Here is a 15,431-nt window from a genome sequence, read left to right as displayed (position 1 = left end):
CTTCTCGCTTTTCCAGGCAACGGCCGTGGGAACCAAGGAGAGTTCCCCGCGCATGGTGACGTTCTGCCGCGCCGCAGAACGTCACGCGCCGCCGCAGAATATCCGTCCACGCCGTGGGAGAAAGGTCCTGTGATGACGGGAGATATGGAATCCGCGCCCCCTGCCCTGTGCCGGCTCCAGCTCGGTACCGAACTGCGCAGGCTCAGAATGGAATCCGGCCACAAGGCGGGCGCGGTGGCCAAGCGGCTGCTGTGGAGCCCGTCGAAGATCACGCGGCTGGAGAAGGGCGAGAACGCCATCGTGGAGTTAACGGACGTGATGGCGCTGTGCGAGGTGTACGGGGCGGACGCGGAGACGCGGTCGGTGCTGGAGGGCTACGCGGTCGTCACGAAGACGCGGCGGGATTGGTGGCAGTCGCCGAAGTTCCGGCCGGTGATCCGGCCGAGTTTGAGGGCGTTCATCGGGCAAGAGGCGACGGCTGAGCGCTTGCAGACATATCAATCAGAGTTCGTCCCTGGGCTGTTGCAGTCCGAGCCGTACGTACGAGCCCTCCACCAAGCCGCACACATCGGCTTGGACGAGGCGGATGTCGATCTGCTCGTGACTATGCGCATGACGCGGCAGGAGGTGCTGCATCGTCCCGACTCACCGCTCAAACTGACCGCTGTCGTGAACGAATCCGTACTGCGCCGCGAGGTCGGCGGCACGGCGGTCGCGCGCCAGCAACTCGGATACATGGCCGATCTGGCACGGCTGCCAAACGTGAGACTGCAAGTTGTGCCGTTCAAGGTCGGCGTGCACCCGGCCATGGACGGCCAGTTCACGATCTTGGCATTTGCCAAGGACGCCGGGCTCAGGCCGCTGATCTACATGGAGAAGCTTGCCGACGACTGGGTCGTCCGAGAGGATCGCGTGGTAACCAAATACCAAGAGGCTTTCGACGAGTTGCAGGCCGTCGCGTCCAGCCCGCAAGATTCCCTGCGCATGATCGACCAGGCCATCAAGGAGCTTTAACCACATGACTTCCACGCCCCAGTCTGGGGACTGGTTCAAGTCCAGCTACAGCAATAACTCCGGCGGCGAGTGCATCGAAGGCGCACGCCTCGGCACCGTCGCGATGGCGATCCGTGACAGCAAAGACACCTCCCGCGGCAACCTCACCATCGGCACCACCTCGTGGAACGCCCTGACCACCGCGCTCAAGAGGGAGCGCTGACGCCATGGCCTCCACGCCCAAGTCCGTTCACTGGTTCAAGTCCAGCTACAGCGACAACAGCGGCGGCGAGTGCGTCGAGGGAGCGCGTATCAGCCCTCACACCATGGCCGTTCGCGACAGCAAAGACACCTCCCGCGGCAACCTCACCATCCCCGCCGCCTCTTGGACCACCCTCACCACCACCGTCAAGCACGCCTGAGCCGCGCCCTCAACCCCGTCAGGCCATCCGCTTGATCGTCGTCTCGACCGCCAGGGACAGCGCGGGGTGCGTCTTGCGCGCGCCCCGGAATCCCGGGCGAAAACGCAGTTCGGGATCGGGGCGCAGGTCGACCGGCCGCTCGACGTGCGTCCGCGTCGACCGCTGGGCCCGGGCGTCCGCGCCCGACCGTACGGGGGCGAAACCCTGCGCGGCGGCCGTCACGCCGCGCTGTTGCCGCCGTTCGGCTGCGGGCTTCGGCTGAAGCCTCCCCTCCTCGCTGTGACCGTGGCGCCAATAGCCCATGAACGTCATCGAGGAGCGGTCGACGCCCCGCTCCGCCAAGTGCCGCCGGACGGCGCTGACCGTCGACGTCTCACCGGCCAGCCACGCGTACACACCCCCACGCGGTACGTCCGTCTCGGCCACGGCGTTCAGGATCGCCTGACCGTCGGCACCCGGCAGCCATGTCACGTTCACGCCGTCGGGCGCCGCGAGCCGCTGCCGGTCCGCGTCCGTCGGGACGGCGATGACGGCGTCTCCGCGTGCTCCGGGGGGAAGCGACTCCAGGATCGCGCCGATCGCGGGCAGCGCCGCCTGGTCGCCCACCAGCAACTGGCGGTCGCGCGGCCGGTCTTGGAAGGTGAAGCCGCCGTTCTCGCGGACGATCGGGCCGAGCATGTCGAGGCTGTCGCCCGGCCGTGCCTCGTTTGCCCAGCGCGACGCCGGTCCGCCCGGCCGGCGCAACGCGAAGTCGATGTCCACCTCGCGCGCGTCGGGCCGGTGGGCGCGGATCGTGTACGTCCGGGGATGAGGCCGCTGTTCGGCGGGGATCCCGGCCACCGCGTCACGCCACGTCCCCGCGTCAGGCGCGACGCGCGGCGCGGGCTCTCCGTCACGGGGAACGAACAGCTTCACGCGCTGGTCGGGGCCGCCGACGACCAGCCGCGACAAGTCCTCTCCCGTGAACGTGACGCGTTGGGCGTGGGGGGACAGCTCTCGGCTGTCCTTCACCGTCACCCGGAACGGCCGGTACGACTGCCCGCGTTGGGGTTGGTTGCCGGCGATGACGGAGCCCTCTCCACGAAGGAATTTTAGGTTAGCCTAACCTAAGTTCGTCGTGGATGCGCCCCGCCCCCGGGGCGACGGGTCAGTGCTCCCAAGCGGGCCCGTGGGGGGAGCCGAACCACACGCGCTGGTGGGCGCGTTCGCCGTCCGCCGTCACCGTCAGGCCGAAGCCGGCGGATTCCGGGCGGCCGTGGTCGTACCACCAGGCCACCGCGTCCGCGTAGTCGCGGATCAGGCGCTCGTCGCCGGTCGCGGTGGTGGGAACACCCGCCCCGAAACCGACGGACGCGTACACCCCGTCGCGCTCCAGCCACACCACCCGTTCGCCGTCCTCCGGGTCGCCGCCACTGGTGCGGTGGGTGACGCCCGGGAGGAGCAGGCCGACGACGAACTCGCCGAATCCGCCCAGGGGTCCGTCGAGCCGCCGCCAGTCGAGGCCGAGGTCGACGGGCCGCGTCTCGCCGCCCTCGGGCCACGCGTCCCACGCGCGGGACCGCTGCGCGCGCATCACCATGAACGACGCGACGGCACCGAACCGGCCCACGCCCTGCCCGTCGGCCACGTCCAGGGCCACCACGCGGTCCGTACTGAACGCGGGCCCCCACGGCATCGCGATCCTCCCGCCGGCGCACTGCTCCAGCCACGCCGTGGGCACGTGCCGCATCGCGCAGGTCACGTGGACACGGTCGTACGGGCCTCCCCGCTTCAGACCGGCGAAGCCGTCGCCGCACACCACTTCGACGTCGACCCCGGCGGCATCGAGGTTGCGCCGCGCGCGTGCGGCGACCTCCGGATCGACCTCGATCGAGGCGACCGACCCGTGCGGGCCGACGCGGTCCTTCAGCAGCGCGGCGGTGTAGCCGGTGCCGGCGCCGATCTCCAGGACCCGGTGCCCGGGTCGCACCGCACACGCGTCGAGGATGTCCGCCACCACGCTCGGCATGGACGCCGACGAGGACGGGACCACCCCCCGCGTCTGCGTCGTCACCGCCACATCCGCGCGGGCGGCCTCCTCCCATCGGGCGGGACGGTCGGCCCGCGAGACCCACGCGCCGTCGAGCCACAGCCTGTCGGGGAGGAACGGCGTGCGGTCCCTCCCCAGCAGGCGCACCGACGCGTTGTCGGGCGCATCGCTCACGTGTCGGTGTCCTTGTCGGTGTCCTTGGGCTTGCGGCGGGTGCCGGTGTCGCCGCCCCCGATGGTCGGCGACTGGCCGTCCATCGGATTGCCCTGCTGCTCGCTGTCGTTCGGCCTACCCCGTGTGCCCATGCGACCCACTCCTTCCCACCGACGGTGTGCCCGCGGACACGGCGAACAACCGTTTCATTGGGAGCTGTTGGTGACCATCCGAGTCCTTACGGTAGCGAACGCCGGGTGCCTCGACGCCACTTCACCTCCGCGGCGCCTCACGCTCCGGCGTGCGCGCCGGGGGCGGGCGCGCAACACGCGCTGCCGGCGGGGCGGGCCGGGCTCTCGGCGTCGCCCTTGACGACGTAGACCTCCCACGGCTCCCCGCCGGGGCCGTGGACCCATGTCTTGTCCTGCAGCGCGTAGCAGCAGGAGGTGTCGTTCTCCTCGACGGTCGTCATCCCGGTCGCCGCGAGGCGGGCGGTGGCGGCGGTGACCTGGCCGGGGGTCTCGACTTCGACGCCGAGGTGGTCCATGGCGGTCGGCTCGCCCTCGGCGCCCTGGATGAGGACGAGCTTGAGCGGTGGCTCGGCGACGGCGAAGTTGGCGTAGTCGTCGCGCAGCTTGGCCGGTTCGATGCCGAAGAGCCGCGTGTAGAAGGCGACCGACGCGTTCAGGTTGGGGACGCGGAGGGCGAGTTGGACGCGGGGCATGGCGGATCTCCGATCGCTGTATTGATCACTGTCGATACAGACGACGTTGCCACCGTGTATCGACGTCTGTCAATATCGATGTATGTCGAATCTGCGAGAGCTCCCGGTCGTGGACAACGGCGACGACGCCGTGGTGCCGTGCTGCGCGCCGCTGTCGCGCGAGCCGCTGGGCGTCGCGGACTCCGAGCGGATCGCGGTGATGTTCAAAGCGCTCGGCGATCCCGTGCGGCTGCGGCTGTTCTCGCTGATCGCGTCGTACCAGGGCGGCGAGGCGTGCGTCTGCGACATCCAGGACGTCGGGGTCTCCCAGCCGACCGTCTCGCACCACCTCAAGAAGCTCCGCGACGCCGGCCTGGTGACGTCCGAGCGGCGCGGGACGTGGGTGTACTACCGGGTCGCGCCGCCCGTGGTGGCCGCGCTGGCGGGTGTGTTGGACCTGTCGACGTGACCGGCGTACCGGCCGTACCGGCCGTACCGGCCGTACCGGCGGACGAGCCGGTCGCGGAGGCCGACGCACCCCCCGGGCCGCCGCCCGTGCCTCTCGCGCGCCGCGCGGCGGCGGAGTTCGTGGGCTCGGCCGCGCTCGTGATGATCGTGGTCGGCTCGGGCATCCAGGCCGCCGCGCTGTCGTCCGATGACGGCGTCCGGCTGCTCGCGAACGCGCTCGCGACCGTGCTCGGGCTCGGCGTGCTGATCCTGCTGCTCGGCCCGGTCTCGGGCGCGCACCTCAATCCCGTGGTCACGCTCGCCGAGTGGTGGACGAGGCGACGCGGTGGTCCCGGCGTCACCGCGCGCGAGGCCGCCGCGTACGTCGCCGCCCACGTCGCGGGGGCGGTCCTCGGAGCCGTCGTGGCCAACGCGATGTTCGACCGCGCGCCGGTCTCCTGGTCGGCGCACGACCGCTCCGCCGGGCACCTGCTGCTCGGCGAGGTCGTCGCCACCGCGGGGCTCGTCCTGGTGGTCTTCGGCCTGGCCCGCACCGGACGCGCGCACGCGGCACCGGTCGCGGTCGCGTCCTACGTCGGTGCGGCCTACTGGTTCACCTCGTCCACATCATTCGCGAACCCCGCCGTCACCGTCGGCCGCGCCTTCAGCGACACCTTCGCCGGGATCGCCCCCGCGTCCGTGCCCGGCTTCGTCGCCGCGCAAGTCGTCGGGGCGACGATCGGACTCGCCCTGGTGCCCGTCGTGTTCGGACGCGGCACCGCACGCGCGGCGTAGGCCGCCCACCCACCCCGGAAAGGATCCCGCCCCCATGCCGCCGACCCCGTCGGACCGCCCCTCCGTGCTTTTCGTCTGCGTCCACAACGCCGGGCGCTCGCAGATGGCCGCGGGCTTCCTGCGCCACCTGGGCGCGGGCCGCGTCGACGTGCTCTCCGCCGGGTCGGTGCCCGGCGACCGCGTCAACCCCGTGGCCGTCGCGGCGATGCGGGAGGTCGGCATCGACATCGCCGGCCAGGCTCCCCGGGTGCTCACCGCCGAAGCCGTCCGGGCGTCCGATGTGGTCGTCACCATGGGCTGCGGCGACGCCTGCCCCGTCTTTCCCGGAAAGCGCTACCTCGACTGGCGGCTCGACGACCCCGCGGGCCGGGACATCGACGCCGTACGCCCCATCCGCGACGAGATCGAGCGCCGGACCCGTACGCTCCTCGGCGAACTGCTGCCCTGACCGCGCCGGTCCGCACGAACGTCCGATGGGGTGATTCGGCGGGGGCGGAAGGTGTGGTGGCGATGGTCGGGAGCGGGGGAACCTAACGTCGAAAGCTTCCGGAGTCGTCCCCCGAGGAGCTGCCATGCGCCGTGCCGGTCCGTTGTGTCGTCGTTTGCTCGCCGCCTCTTTAGTGGGGGCGGCGCTGGTCTCCGGGGCGGCGCCGTGGTCGTCCTCGCGGGCCGCCGCCGACGCGCCCGCCGTGTGGGTGCCGTCCGAGGCCGACTACTACGTCAACTACGTCGCGCCGCGCGACGATCTGCCGCCGGATCCGCATGCCGTGGACACCGCCGCGTCGGCCCGGATCGAGGCCGCGACGCGCCAAGCACAAGCGGTGGACCGGAAGTTCGCGGACGGCAATCCCCCCGCCGCGCGCGGACTCGCGGCGATCGAGGCCGAGGCGAGCGCGACCGGGAAGAGCCCGCGGGAGATCCGCGCCGAGAACGAACGCCGGGCCGGGCTCGACCCGGAGGCCACGCACGAGGCGCGACTGCTCACGATTCTGGTCGAGTTCAACGACCAGGCCAACGACGACTTCTCCGGGTTCACGCGCCCGACGAGCGTCGCCGATCCGACCTGTGTGACCGAGCCGCCGGGCACGGTCATGAACGGGCCGCTGCACAACAGGCTTCCCGACCCGGCGGGCAGCGACGACAACAACTCGATGTGGGTGCCCGACTTCTCACCCGCCTACTACAACGCGACGCTCTACTCCGAAACCGGCCTGACCGAGCGCGTACGCCCCGACCTGACCGGGCCGGACGGGCAACCCGGCGTCGACCTCACGGGGTTGACGATGCGCAACTTCTACCAGGAGATGTCGAAGGGCGCCTACAGCGTCGGCGGCGAGGCGGCCGGCTGGGTGAAGGTGCCGCACTCCGAGGCGTGGTACGCCGCCGGGCACTGCGACGCACCGCGCCAGGACAACAGCGGCCACCCCGACAACCCGCGCGGCGTACGGCAGTTCGTCACCGACGCGGTCGACGCCCTGGCCGCCGCGCAGCCCGACTTCCCGTGGGCCGACTACGACAAGGAAGACCTCGGCGACGCCGACCACGACGGCAACCTGCGCGAACCCGACGGCGTGATCGACCACTTGGTCCTCGTACACGCGGGCCGCGACAAGTCGGCGGGCGGCGGCGCGGAGGGCACGTACGCGATCTGGGCGCACGCGGGCAACGTGCTGCGCGGGCACCAGGTCCCCGGCACCGATCTCAAGGTGGCGAACTACATCGTGCAGCCGGAGGATTCCGGAGTCGGCGTTTTCGCCCACGAGTTCGGCCACGACCTGGGCCTGCCGGACCTGTACGACAACTTCAGCGGCGGCGAAAGCGACGTCGACTTCTGGGACTTGATGGCCTCCGGCTCGCACAGCGGGCCGCTGTTCCAGTCACTGCCCGCACACATGGGCGCGTGGTCGAAGTACGTCCTCGGCTGGACCGACCCCCAGCGCGTCGAGGTCGACGACCCGCAGCGCGCGATCCTCCTCGGCTCCGCCGCGAAACCCCATGCCGGGACGCGGGATTCGGTGCGGGTCGACCTCCCGCCCGAGACCGTGCGGATCGGCACGCCGCACTCCGGCTCCGGCATGTGGTACTCGGGCCGCGACCAGGAATGGGCCGACACCGCGATCGTGCGCGACGTCACCGTCCCGGCGGGAGCCCAAAACGCCGCCTTCTGGATGTGGAACGACTATGTGATCGAAGAGGATTGGGACTTCGGCTTCGTCGAGGTCTCCACCGACGGCGGCGCCACGTGGCGGCAACTCCCGGTCGTCGACGAGGCCGGCACCCCGCACACGACGCCGCCGGACTACCGCGACCCCAACCGCAACCTCGCCGAGTTCCGCAAGACCGACGGCCTCACCGGCGACAGCGGCGGCTGGCGCCACGACCGCGTCGACCTCACCCCGTACGCCGGCCGCACGGTGCAGGTGCGCCTCGGCCTCATGACGGACGCGGCGTTCGCCGAACGCGGGTGGTTCGCCGACGACTTCAGCCTGGTCGTGGACGGCGCGACGGTGTGGTCCGACGACGTCGAAAGCGACGACGCCGGCTGGCGCCCGGTGCTCGGCACGTCGACGATCACACGCGGCGAGGGGTGGTCGCGCACGTCGGGCTCGTTCGAACGCGAGCAGTACTACCTCCTGGAGTGGCGCACGCCCACCGGCTTCGACGAGGGCCTGCGCTACGCGTACACCACCGTGCGCGGCGCGGGCGACGGCCAGGGCACGAAGGTCGCGCGCGTCCCCTACAACGTGCCGGGGCTGCTGGTGTGGCTGCGCGACACCGAGTACCAGAACAACGGCGTGCGGTTCTCGCTCGACGATCCTCCCAGCCACGGCCCGAAGGGGTCGGTGCTGCTCGTCGACGCACACGTCGATCCGCTGCGGTGGAGCGGCGAGGCCGGCGACAACTACACCGGCGCGCGCAATCCGCTGAAGAACCTGGAGAACCGCGCGCAGTCGTCGAACGCGGCCTTCTCCCCCGATCCCACGGCCCCCTTCGAGGCGTGCCACACGCGGGGCGAGTGGTGCCAGGAGTTCCCGGCGCTCCCCGGACAACCCGCGTTCACCGACGCGCGCGGGTGGGCCGCGGGTGTCGAATACCTCGACGGGCAGCCCGTCGACCGGTTCCGCGACGGAGGCACCGTAGTCCCCGCGCGCGCGCCGTATTCGACACGGGTCGTCCTGCCCGACGGCAGCCCCGACACCGCGCACTACGGCGTGCCGTACGGCGGTTCCGAACTGGGCACCGGCGACCCCGGCACCGAGCGGGCGTACGGCGTGACCGTGCGCGTGGCGAGCGTGCTCGGCAAGGACCGGGGAGCGGTCGTGTACGTCGTTCCGGCACGTCGGTAGGGCCGCATAGGCTGGGCGCCATGGCCAAGAAGAACGCGGACGCGGCGGCGGACTCCCCCGAGGAGTCCCTCGGATACGAGCAGGCGCGCGACGAACTGGTCGAGGTCGTCCGTAAACTGGAGACCGGCGGCATCACGCTGGAGGAGTCCCTGGCGCTGTGGGAGCGCGGGGAGAAACTGGCGACGGTGTGCCAGCAGTGGCTGGACGGGGCCCGCGCCCGGCTCGACGCGGTCGTGCGGGAGCGGGAACAGGAGCACGAGACCGAGTAACCGACGCGGGATTCACCGCCAGGGGCGCTTCACCGCCAGGGGCAGGGGCCGGCACACACGCCGGGCCCTGCCCCTGGCGTCATCCGCCCGCGACCGCCATCGCGATCGTCAGCCCGAGCACCACCAGCGCCACCGCGATGCCGACGACCACCCACCGCAGTCGGGGCAGCACCTCCCAGCCGTCCCCCGGGCGGCTGTCGACCGGCCGCCACCACCGGCCCGCCGCGCGGATCACAGCGCGACCCACGCCGGAACGTACGGCTGACCTGACGCGTTGGCCTCCGCCTGCGCGGTCAGCCAGGCCGGGTCATAGCGAAGGTGCGTGTGCGGTTCGCCGTCGACGACCGACCTGCCGCCCTGCGCGGCGAAGCCGCGCTGTTGGAACCACGGCGCGCTGCGCACGAAGACGTCGGCGACGATCGGGCGGCCTTCCGCGAGGTTGACGGCGTGATCGAGCAGCGTGGAGGCGTATCCCTTGCGGCGGTGCGGCGTCGCGGTACACAGGCGGCTCAGGCGGGGGAAGCCCGAGGGGTCCTCGGTCAGGCGCAGCGTCGCCACCGGGATGCCGTCGAGTTCCGCCCACACGTGCAGGGTGTCGGGTTCGATGTCGAGTCCGTCGGGTTCGTGGCGTGCCCGCTGGCGGGCGACCACGAAGACCTGGCTGCGCAGCGCGAGCAGGCGGTACAGCCGCTCGGCGCTCAGCTCGGCAAGGGTTCCGCAGAAGTACGAGACATCCACTGCCGAAGGCTGACATTTGGATCAAGACATCCGGGCGACTCCGGAGTGAACTTCCGATGCCGCCCCACCAAACGTCCGGAAGATGATATTCCGCCGACCGCCATCCGAGAGGCCTTTGCGCAGGTCAGGACGCATTTGGCGATGATCGTCCGGGCGTCCGGCGGAGCTGTTTCCCGCGGGTCAGGAAGCCGCGGGCGCGGCGGGGGCCATCCCGGGCAGAGGAACCGCCGGGCGCAGCGCCGCCGCGAGCGTGGCGAGATCCTGGTAGGTCGCGGTGCCGGTGACCATGGTCGTCACGCCGTTGTCCACCCGCACGAGCGAGCGGTATTTGGGACCGTCGTACGACTTCCACTGCTCGCCGGCGACGTCGACGACGCCGGCCGCCTTGCCGTTCTTGCCCTTGTCCTTGACGAAGCCGTCCGGTGTGCCGTTGGTCTGCTCGACGGCCGCGTACTCCTCGGCCGGGTTGATGAAGCCGATGTGCCACGTGGTCTGAGCGGGGTCGACACCGTCGAAGTCGGCGGACGTCGCGCGCCAGCGCTCGGGCAGCCCCTCGGGGGCGAGCAGCGGGTACGGCGCGACCTGGCTGGCCTGCTGGAACTTCAGCGTGTAGTCGATCGGCTTGACCGGGTCCTGCTCGCTGTGCCGCCCGAACAGGAGGAGCAGCACGACGACGATGCCGACGGCCCCGAGCGAGAACACCATGTCCCGGACGGTTTCGAGCCCACGCTTCTTTGCCACCGCACCATCGTCCCCCATGCCCGGGGGTGCCTCGGCAGCGGGTGTCGTCAGGAATCCGGTGCTCCCGCATGTGCGAGGTATCCCATCGATCACCCCTTGCATGCGCCAAGGGAGAGTACGGTACGGTCCGGCACATGCCTGTCTACCGCATCGGCCGGGTCGCCCAGCTTCTCGGTGTGAGCCCGGACACCGCCCGCCGCTGGGCGGATTCGGGGCGCCTGCCCACCGCCCGTGACGAGAACGGGCACCGCGTGGTCGACGGTGCGGCGCTCGCCGCGTTCGCGGTCGCGCTGGCCGAGGAGTCGGGCTCCGGTGTGCCGGAGAACCCCCGTCCGACCTCGGCGCGGAACTCGTTCCCGGGCATCGTGACGAAGGTGATTCTCGGCGACGTCGCGGCACAGGTGGAGATCCAGGCGGGGCCGCACCGGGTGGTCTCGCTCCTGACCCGCGAGGCCGTCGAGGAACTCGGCCTGGTGCCGGGTGTGGAGGCGGTCGCGTCGGTCAAATCGACCAGCGTCACTGTGGAGCTGCCATGAGGATATTGAGGCGTACGGCACCGCCTGTCGCCGCGGTTTCGGCGGCCTTGCTGTTGTTGGCGGGGTGCGGGGACGACGATTCGGACGACAAGCCGACGGGCGCGAGCGGCGCGCCGTCGGCCGGGGCACCCGCCGCGGCCGAGCCGTCCACCATCACCGTGCTCGCCGCCGCGTCGCTGACCGAGGCGTTCAACGAGGCCTCGACGGTCTACACGAACAACCACAAAGACCAGACGGTCAAGTTCTCGTTCGCCGGCTCCCAGGAGCTGGCGGCGCAGGTCAAGCAGGGCGCGCCCGCCGATGTCATCGCCACGGCGGACACCAAGACGATGGACGGGCTGACCGGCGAGGTCAACGCGCCGCAGGTCTTCGCCGCGAACCGGCTGACGATCATCGTGCCCGCCGGAAACCCGAAGAACGTCACGTCGCTCGCCGATCTCGCACGCGGCGACCTGACGGTGGTGCTGGCCGGTCCGACGGTCCCGGTCGGCCGCTACGCGCGCGAGTCGCTGACGAAGGCGGGCGTCGACGTCAAACCGAAGTCCGAGGAGACCGACGTCAAGGCCGTCGTCACGCGCGTGCGCATGGGCGAGGCGGACGCCGGGATCGTCTACACCACGGACGCCTCCGCGGCGGGCAAGGACGTCACGTCGGTCGAGATCCCCGAGCAGTTCAACGTCGTCGCGTCCTACCCGGTCGCGGTGATCAAGGACAGCGGCAAGCAAGGGCCGGCCAACGCGTTCACGCGGTGGCTGCTGACTCCCGAGGCGCAGCAGGTCCTCGCGAAATACGGCTTCGTCGCGCCATGACCCCGCCGCGTCAGGACCGGGGGACGAAGAGCGCCGCCCCGGCGCGCGCCGCGTTCCCCGGTCCCGACCGCGCGCGCACCCCGCGGCAGCGCGTCCCGCTGCCGCTGTGGCTTCCGGCACTCCTCGGCTTCGCGTTCGTGCTGCTCCCGCTCGTCGGGCTCCTCGTGCGCGCGCCGTGGGAGTCGCTGCCGGACCGGCTGGGCGATCCGGCCGTACGCACCGCGCTCCGGCTCTCGTTGCAGTGCTCGTTCGGCGCGCTCGGCATCAGCCTGGTGCTCGGCGTGCCGCTGGCGTGGCTGCTGGCCCGCGTCGAGTTCCCGGGCAAGTCGCTCGTGCGCGCGCTGGTGCTGCTGCCACTCGTGCTGCCGCCCGTCGTCGGCGGTGTCGCGCTGCTGCTCGCGTTCGGGCGCCGGGGCCTGCTCGGGCCCTGGCTGGAGGACCTGGGCATCAGGCTCACCTTCTCGATGACGGGGGCGATGCTGGCCGGGGCGTTCGTCGCGCTGCCGTTCCTGGTGCTGTCGGTGGAGGGCGCGATCGCCGGGCTCGACCGCCGCTACGAGGAGACCGCGGCGACCCTCGGCGCGGGCCCGCTGCGCGTCTTCGCGACGGTCACGCTGCCGCTGATCGCGCCGGGGCTCGCGGCCGGTGCGGCGCTGGCGTGGGCGCGGGCCCTCGGTGAGTTCGGGGCCACGATCACGTTCGCGGGGAACCTGCCCGGCGAGACGCAGACGCTTCCGCTCGCCGTCTACCTGATGCTGCAGGACGACCCGGACACCGCCGTCGCCGTGAGCCTCCTGCTGCTCGTGGTCTCGGTGATCGTGCTGGTGGCCCTCCGCGGCCGATGGCTCGGCCCGGCGAAGACCTCGCTACGCGGCCGACGTTCGACGTGGGCGCGACCGAGGGCGCCGCGGTGACCGCCCCCCTCGCGGCCCGCGTGGAAGGCCTTGTCACCGCGCGGCTCACCGTCGCGGCCGGGGAGGTCGTCGCCGTCGTGGGCCCGAACGGCGCGGGGAAGTCGACCCTCCTGCGCGCCCTCGCGGGCCTGCCCGGCCCCGCGCGCGCCGCGGTCGCGATCGACGGCCGGGACGTCAGCGGCCTTCCCCCGCACCGACGGCACATCGGGTACGTGCCGCAGGACGGCGCGCTGTTCCCGCACCTGACCGCGGCACGCAACGTCGCCTACGGATTGCGCGGCGGCGCCCTGAGCCGCCGTCAGGCACACGACACCGCACGGGAATGGCTCGATCGGCTCGGTCTCGCCGACCTCGCGGGGCGGCGTCCCGGCCAGATGTCCGGCGGCCAGCAGCAGCGGGTCGCCCTCGCCCGCGCGCTCGCGCCCGAGCCGCGCCTGCTGCTGCTCGACGAGCCGCTGGCCGCGCTCGACGTGGAGACCCGCACGGCCGTACGCCACACGCTGCGCCGCCACCTCGGCCCGTACGACGGCGCGTGCCTGATGGTCACGCACGACCCCGTCGACGCGCTGAGCCTCGCCGACCGCATGCTCGTGATCGAGGCGGGCGCGGTCGTCCAGGACGCTCCTCCGGGCGAGGTCACGCGCGCGCCCCGATCGGCCTGGGTGGCCCGCATGCTGGGGCTCAACGCCTATACGGGCCAGGGAGGTTCAGAGGGCATCCGGCTCGCGGGCGGACACCGGCTCACCGCGGCCGACGCCGTCCCGCACGGACCCGTGCTGGTGACCGTGCACCCCGACCACGTGACCCTGCACCGCGAGCGGCCCGAGGGCAGCGAGCGCAACGTGTGGCGCGGCGACGTCGTCGAAGTCACCGGCACCGGAACGCGGTTGCGGGTCTCCGTCCAAGGGGCGGACGGTCCCGACGTCGTCGCCGAGATCACCGCGCCCGCCGCGGCGGAACTGGGCCTCGGCGAGGGGATGCCGGTGTGGGTCGGTGTCAAGGCGACGGGCGTCACGCTCACCGCGCTGTGACGAACAGCCGCAAACACCCCGAAACGACGCACGGGTCGGGCCCTACCTGCGCCGATACCGGTCGGTGCCGATAGCATCGGGGCAATCCCGTTGGAATCTTCCGGGCCCGGGGCCGCGTCGTCCTGGTGTCAGCTGCGTTGCCTGACAGCGCCGCCGCCCGCACCGAGGAGGACGAGTACGGTCACCGGGGATCAGGGCACCCTCAAGGTCCCGGATGCGATTCCCCGACTGGAAAGGCCCGCCACCATGACGGACCAGTCCGTACCGCCGCAGCTCGTCGTCGATCCCGAGGCTCCGGACCGGAACCTCGCCCTCGAACTCGTCCGCGTCACCGAGGCCGCCGCGATGGCGGCCGGGCGCTGGGTCGGCCGGGGTGACAAGAACGGTGCCGACGGCGCGGCGGTCAAGGCCATGCGCACGCTCATCCACACCGTGTCGATGAACGGTGTCGTGGTGATCGGCGAAGGCGAGAAAGACGACGCGCCGATGCTGTTCAACGGGGAACGGGTCGGCGACGGCTCCGGCCCCGAATGCGATGTCGCGGTCGACCCGGTCGACGGCACGACGCTCACCGCGAAGGGCATGAACAACGCCGTCGCGGTCATGGCGGTCGCCGAGCGCGGCTCGATGTACGACCCGTCCGCCGTCTTCTACATGGAAAAGCTCGTCACCGGCCCCGAGGCCGCCGACGTCGTCGACCTCACCGCACCCGTCGGCGAGAACATCCGGCGCGTCGCGAAGGCCAAGCGCTCCGCCCCCGAGGACGTCACGGTCTGCATCCTGGACCGGCCGCGCCACGACGCGATCGTCAAGGAGATCCGCGAGGCGGGCGCGCGGATCAAGTTCATCACCGACGGCGACGTGGCCGGCGCCATCATGGCCGCCAAGGACGGCACCGGCGTCGACCTCCTTCTCGGCATCGGCGGCACCCCGGAGGGCATCATCGCCGCCGCGGCCATCAAGTGCATGGGCGGCGTGATCCAGGGCCGCCTGTGGCCGAAGGACGACGCCGAGCGCCAGAAGGCGATCGACGCGGGCCACGACCTGAACCGCGTGCTGCTGACGGACGACCTGGTCTCCGGCGACAACGTCTTCTTCGTCGCGACCGGCATCACCGACGGGGAACTGCTGCGCGGGGTCCGCTACCGCTCCAGCACCGCCCTGACGTCGTCGCTGGTCATGCGGTCGAAGAGCGGCACGATCCGCAACATCGACAGCGTCCACCGCCTGGAGAAGCTGCGGGCGTACAGCACCATCGACTTCGAGCGCGCACGGTAGGACGAACGGGACCCGCGAACGGGCGGGCGAGGACGCCGAGCGGCACCACCGAACGCCGCCGACACGAGCCTCGCCCGCCCGTTCGCCGTGCGGGCGGGGGCACGCACGCCCGCGTGCGCAAGGCTGGGGCCCGCCCGCCGCGACTCCGACCGGAGCCGCCGCCCGATGACGCGTCCCCCCTGAGCCGCGCGGCACCACCTCGCACGAGACCCACACCGAAAACCCA

General features: G+C 71.8%; 18 protein-coding genes and 1 pseudogene. 12 read left to right on the top strand and 7 right to left on the bottom strand.

What is annotated here, in order from left to right; translation table 11 throughout:
• The first annotated feature begins 144 nt into the window (after positions 1-144).
• The 3 genes from LO772_RS21045 to LO772_RS21035 are packed head-to-tail and all read left to right on the top strand — an operon-like array spanning position 145 to position 1,415.
• Positions 145-1,014: a helix-turn-helix domain-containing protein gene (locus LO772_RS21045; RefSeq protein WP_231773582.1), complete on the top strand. Its 870-nt coding sequence runs from the start codon at positions 145-147 to the stop codon at positions 1,012-1,014.
• A 4-nt stretch (positions 1,015-1,018) separates the two neighbouring features.
• A complete protein-coding gene (locus LO772_RS21040; RefSeq protein ID WP_231773581.1) occupies positions 1,019-1,216 on the top strand; it encodes a DUF397 domain-containing protein in 198 nt (65 codons plus the stop codon).
• 4 nt (positions 1,217-1,220) lie between these two features.
• Positions 1,221-1,415, top strand: coding sequence for a DUF397 domain-containing protein (locus LO772_RS21035; RefSeq protein WP_231773580.1), 195 nt, complete (start codon positions 1,221-1,223; stop codon positions 1,413-1,415).
• 18 nt (positions 1,416-1,433) lie between these two features.
• Here LO772_RS21035 and LO772_RS21030 read toward each other — a convergent pair whose 3' ends face one another.
• From LO772_RS21030 to LO772_RS21020, 4 genes are all read right to left on the bottom strand, one after another.
• A complete protein-coding gene (locus LO772_RS21030) occupies positions 1,434-2,426 on the bottom strand; it encodes a siderophore-interacting protein (protein WP_231773579.1) in 993 nt (330 codons plus the stop codon).
• Between the two features lie 136 nt (positions 2,427-2,562).
• A complete protein-coding gene (locus LO772_RS21025; protein ID WP_231773578.1) occupies positions 2,563-3,618 on the bottom strand; it encodes a methyltransferase domain-containing protein in 1,056 nt (351 codons plus the stop codon).
• The gene (locus tag LO772_RS35900; protein ID WP_269453065.1) at positions 3,615-3,749 is read right to left on the bottom strand and encodes a hypothetical protein; all 135 of its coding nucleotides are present in this window, start codon (positions 3,747-3,749) and stop codon (positions 3,615-3,617) included. Before LO772_RS35900 ends, LO772_RS21025 begins: the two co-directional genes overlap by 4 nt.
• Before the next feature lie 137 nt (positions 3,750-3,886).
• Complete coding sequence (locus LO772_RS21020; protein WP_231773577.1) at positions 3,887-4,321, bottom strand: ArsI/CadI family heavy metal resistance metalloenzyme; 435 nt, start codon at positions 4,319-4,321, stop codon at positions 3,887-3,889.
• An 82-nt stretch (positions 4,322-4,403) separates the two neighbouring features.
• On the opposite strand from LO772_RS21020, the gene LO772_RS21015 reads away from it, so the two are divergent.
• The 5 genes from LO772_RS21015 to LO772_RS20995 all read left to right on the top strand — a co-directional run bounded on the left by LO772_RS21015 (position 4,404) and on the right by LO772_RS20995 (position 9,158).
• Positions 4,404-4,769 carry an ArsR/SmtB family transcription factor gene (locus LO772_RS21015; protein WP_231773576.1) on the top strand — a complete coding sequence of 122 codons (366 nt, stop codon included), beginning with the start codon at positions 4,404-4,406 and terminating at the stop codon, positions 4,767-4,769.
• A complete protein-coding gene (locus LO772_RS21010; RefSeq protein ID WP_231773575.1) occupies positions 4,766-5,542 on the top strand; it encodes an aquaporin in 777 nt (258 codons plus the stop codon). Before LO772_RS21015 ends, LO772_RS21010 begins: the two co-directional genes overlap by 4 nt.
• Positions 5,543-5,576: 34 nt before the next feature.
• Complete coding sequence (locus tag LO772_RS21005) at positions 5,577-5,990, top strand: arsenate reductase ArsC (RefSeq protein ID WP_231773574.1); 414 nt, start codon at positions 5,577-5,579, stop codon at positions 5,988-5,990.
• 124 nt (positions 5,991-6,114) lie between these two features.
• Positions 6,115-8,889: an immune inhibitor A domain-containing protein gene (locus LO772_RS21000; protein ID WP_231773573.1), complete on the top strand. Its 2,775-nt coding sequence runs from the start codon at positions 6,115-6,117 to the stop codon at positions 8,887-8,889.
• A gap of 20 nt (positions 8,890-8,909) precedes the next feature.
• Entirely contained in the window at positions 8,910-9,158 is a 249-nt protein-coding gene (locus LO772_RS20995; protein WP_231773572.1) for an exodeoxyribonuclease VII small subunit, read from the top strand.
• Between the two features lie 79 nt (positions 9,159-9,237).
• Here the strand turns inward: LO772_RS20995 and LO772_RS20990 are convergent, their stop codons facing one another.
• The 3 genes from LO772_RS20990 to LO772_RS20980 all read right to left on the bottom strand — a co-directional run bounded on the left by LO772_RS20990 (position 9,238) and on the right by LO772_RS20980 (position 10,637).
• Positions 9,238-9,405: a hypothetical protein gene (locus LO772_RS20990; RefSeq protein ID WP_231773571.1), complete on the bottom strand. Its 168-nt coding sequence runs from the start codon at positions 9,403-9,405 to the stop codon at positions 9,238-9,240.
• Complete coding sequence (locus LO772_RS20985) at positions 9,390-9,896, bottom strand: GNAT family N-acetyltransferase (RefSeq protein WP_231773570.1); 507 nt, start codon at positions 9,894-9,896, stop codon at positions 9,390-9,392. The genes LO772_RS20990 and LO772_RS20985 overlap by 16 nt, the downstream gene beginning before the upstream one ends.
• A 180-nt stretch (positions 9,897-10,076) precedes the next feature.
• Positions 10,077-10,637, bottom strand: coding sequence for a DUF4245 domain-containing protein (locus LO772_RS20980; RefSeq protein WP_231773569.1), 561 nt, complete (start codon positions 10,635-10,637; stop codon positions 10,077-10,079).
• A 134-nt stretch (positions 10,638-10,771) separates the two neighbouring features.
• Here LO772_RS20980 and LO772_RS20975 point away from each other — a divergent pair, with 134 nt between their 5' ends.
• The 4 genes and pseudogenes from LO772_RS20975 (at position 10,772) to glpX (ending at position 15,205) form a co-directional block, all read left to right on the top strand.
• Positions 10,772-11,173 carry a TOBE domain-containing protein gene (locus LO772_RS20975; RefSeq protein ID WP_231773568.1) on the top strand — a complete coding sequence of 134 codons (402 nt, stop codon included), beginning with the start codon at positions 10,772-10,774 and terminating at the stop codon, positions 11,171-11,173.
• Complete coding sequence (gene modA, locus LO772_RS20970) at positions 11,170-11,982, top strand: molybdate ABC transporter substrate-binding protein (RefSeq protein WP_231773567.1); 813 nt, start codon at positions 11,170-11,172, stop codon at positions 11,980-11,982. The genes LO772_RS20975 and modA overlap by 4 nt, the downstream gene beginning before the upstream one ends.
• Positions 11,979-13,927 (top strand): annotated as a pseudogene (locus LO772_RS20965) (ABC transporter permease). The gene modA and the pseudogene LO772_RS20965 overlap by 4 nt, the downstream one beginning before the upstream one ends.
• Positions 13,928-14,173: 246 nt before the next feature.
• On the top strand, positions 14,174-15,205 hold the full coding sequence (gene glpX / locus LO772_RS20960) for a class II fructose-bisphosphatase (protein WP_231773566.1): 1,032 nt from the start codon (positions 14,174-14,176) through the stop codon (positions 15,203-15,205).
• The last annotated feature ends 226 nt before the right edge of the window (positions 15,206-15,431 follow it).

It is taken from the genome of Yinghuangia sp. ASG 101 (genome assembly GCF_021165735.1).
Taxonomy (GTDB): domain Bacteria; phylum Actinomycetota; class Actinomycetes; order Streptomycetales; family Streptomycetaceae; genus Yinghuangia.
Note: the sequence above shows the minus strand (reverse complement) of the source record. Positions and strands in the feature narration are given on the sequence as shown.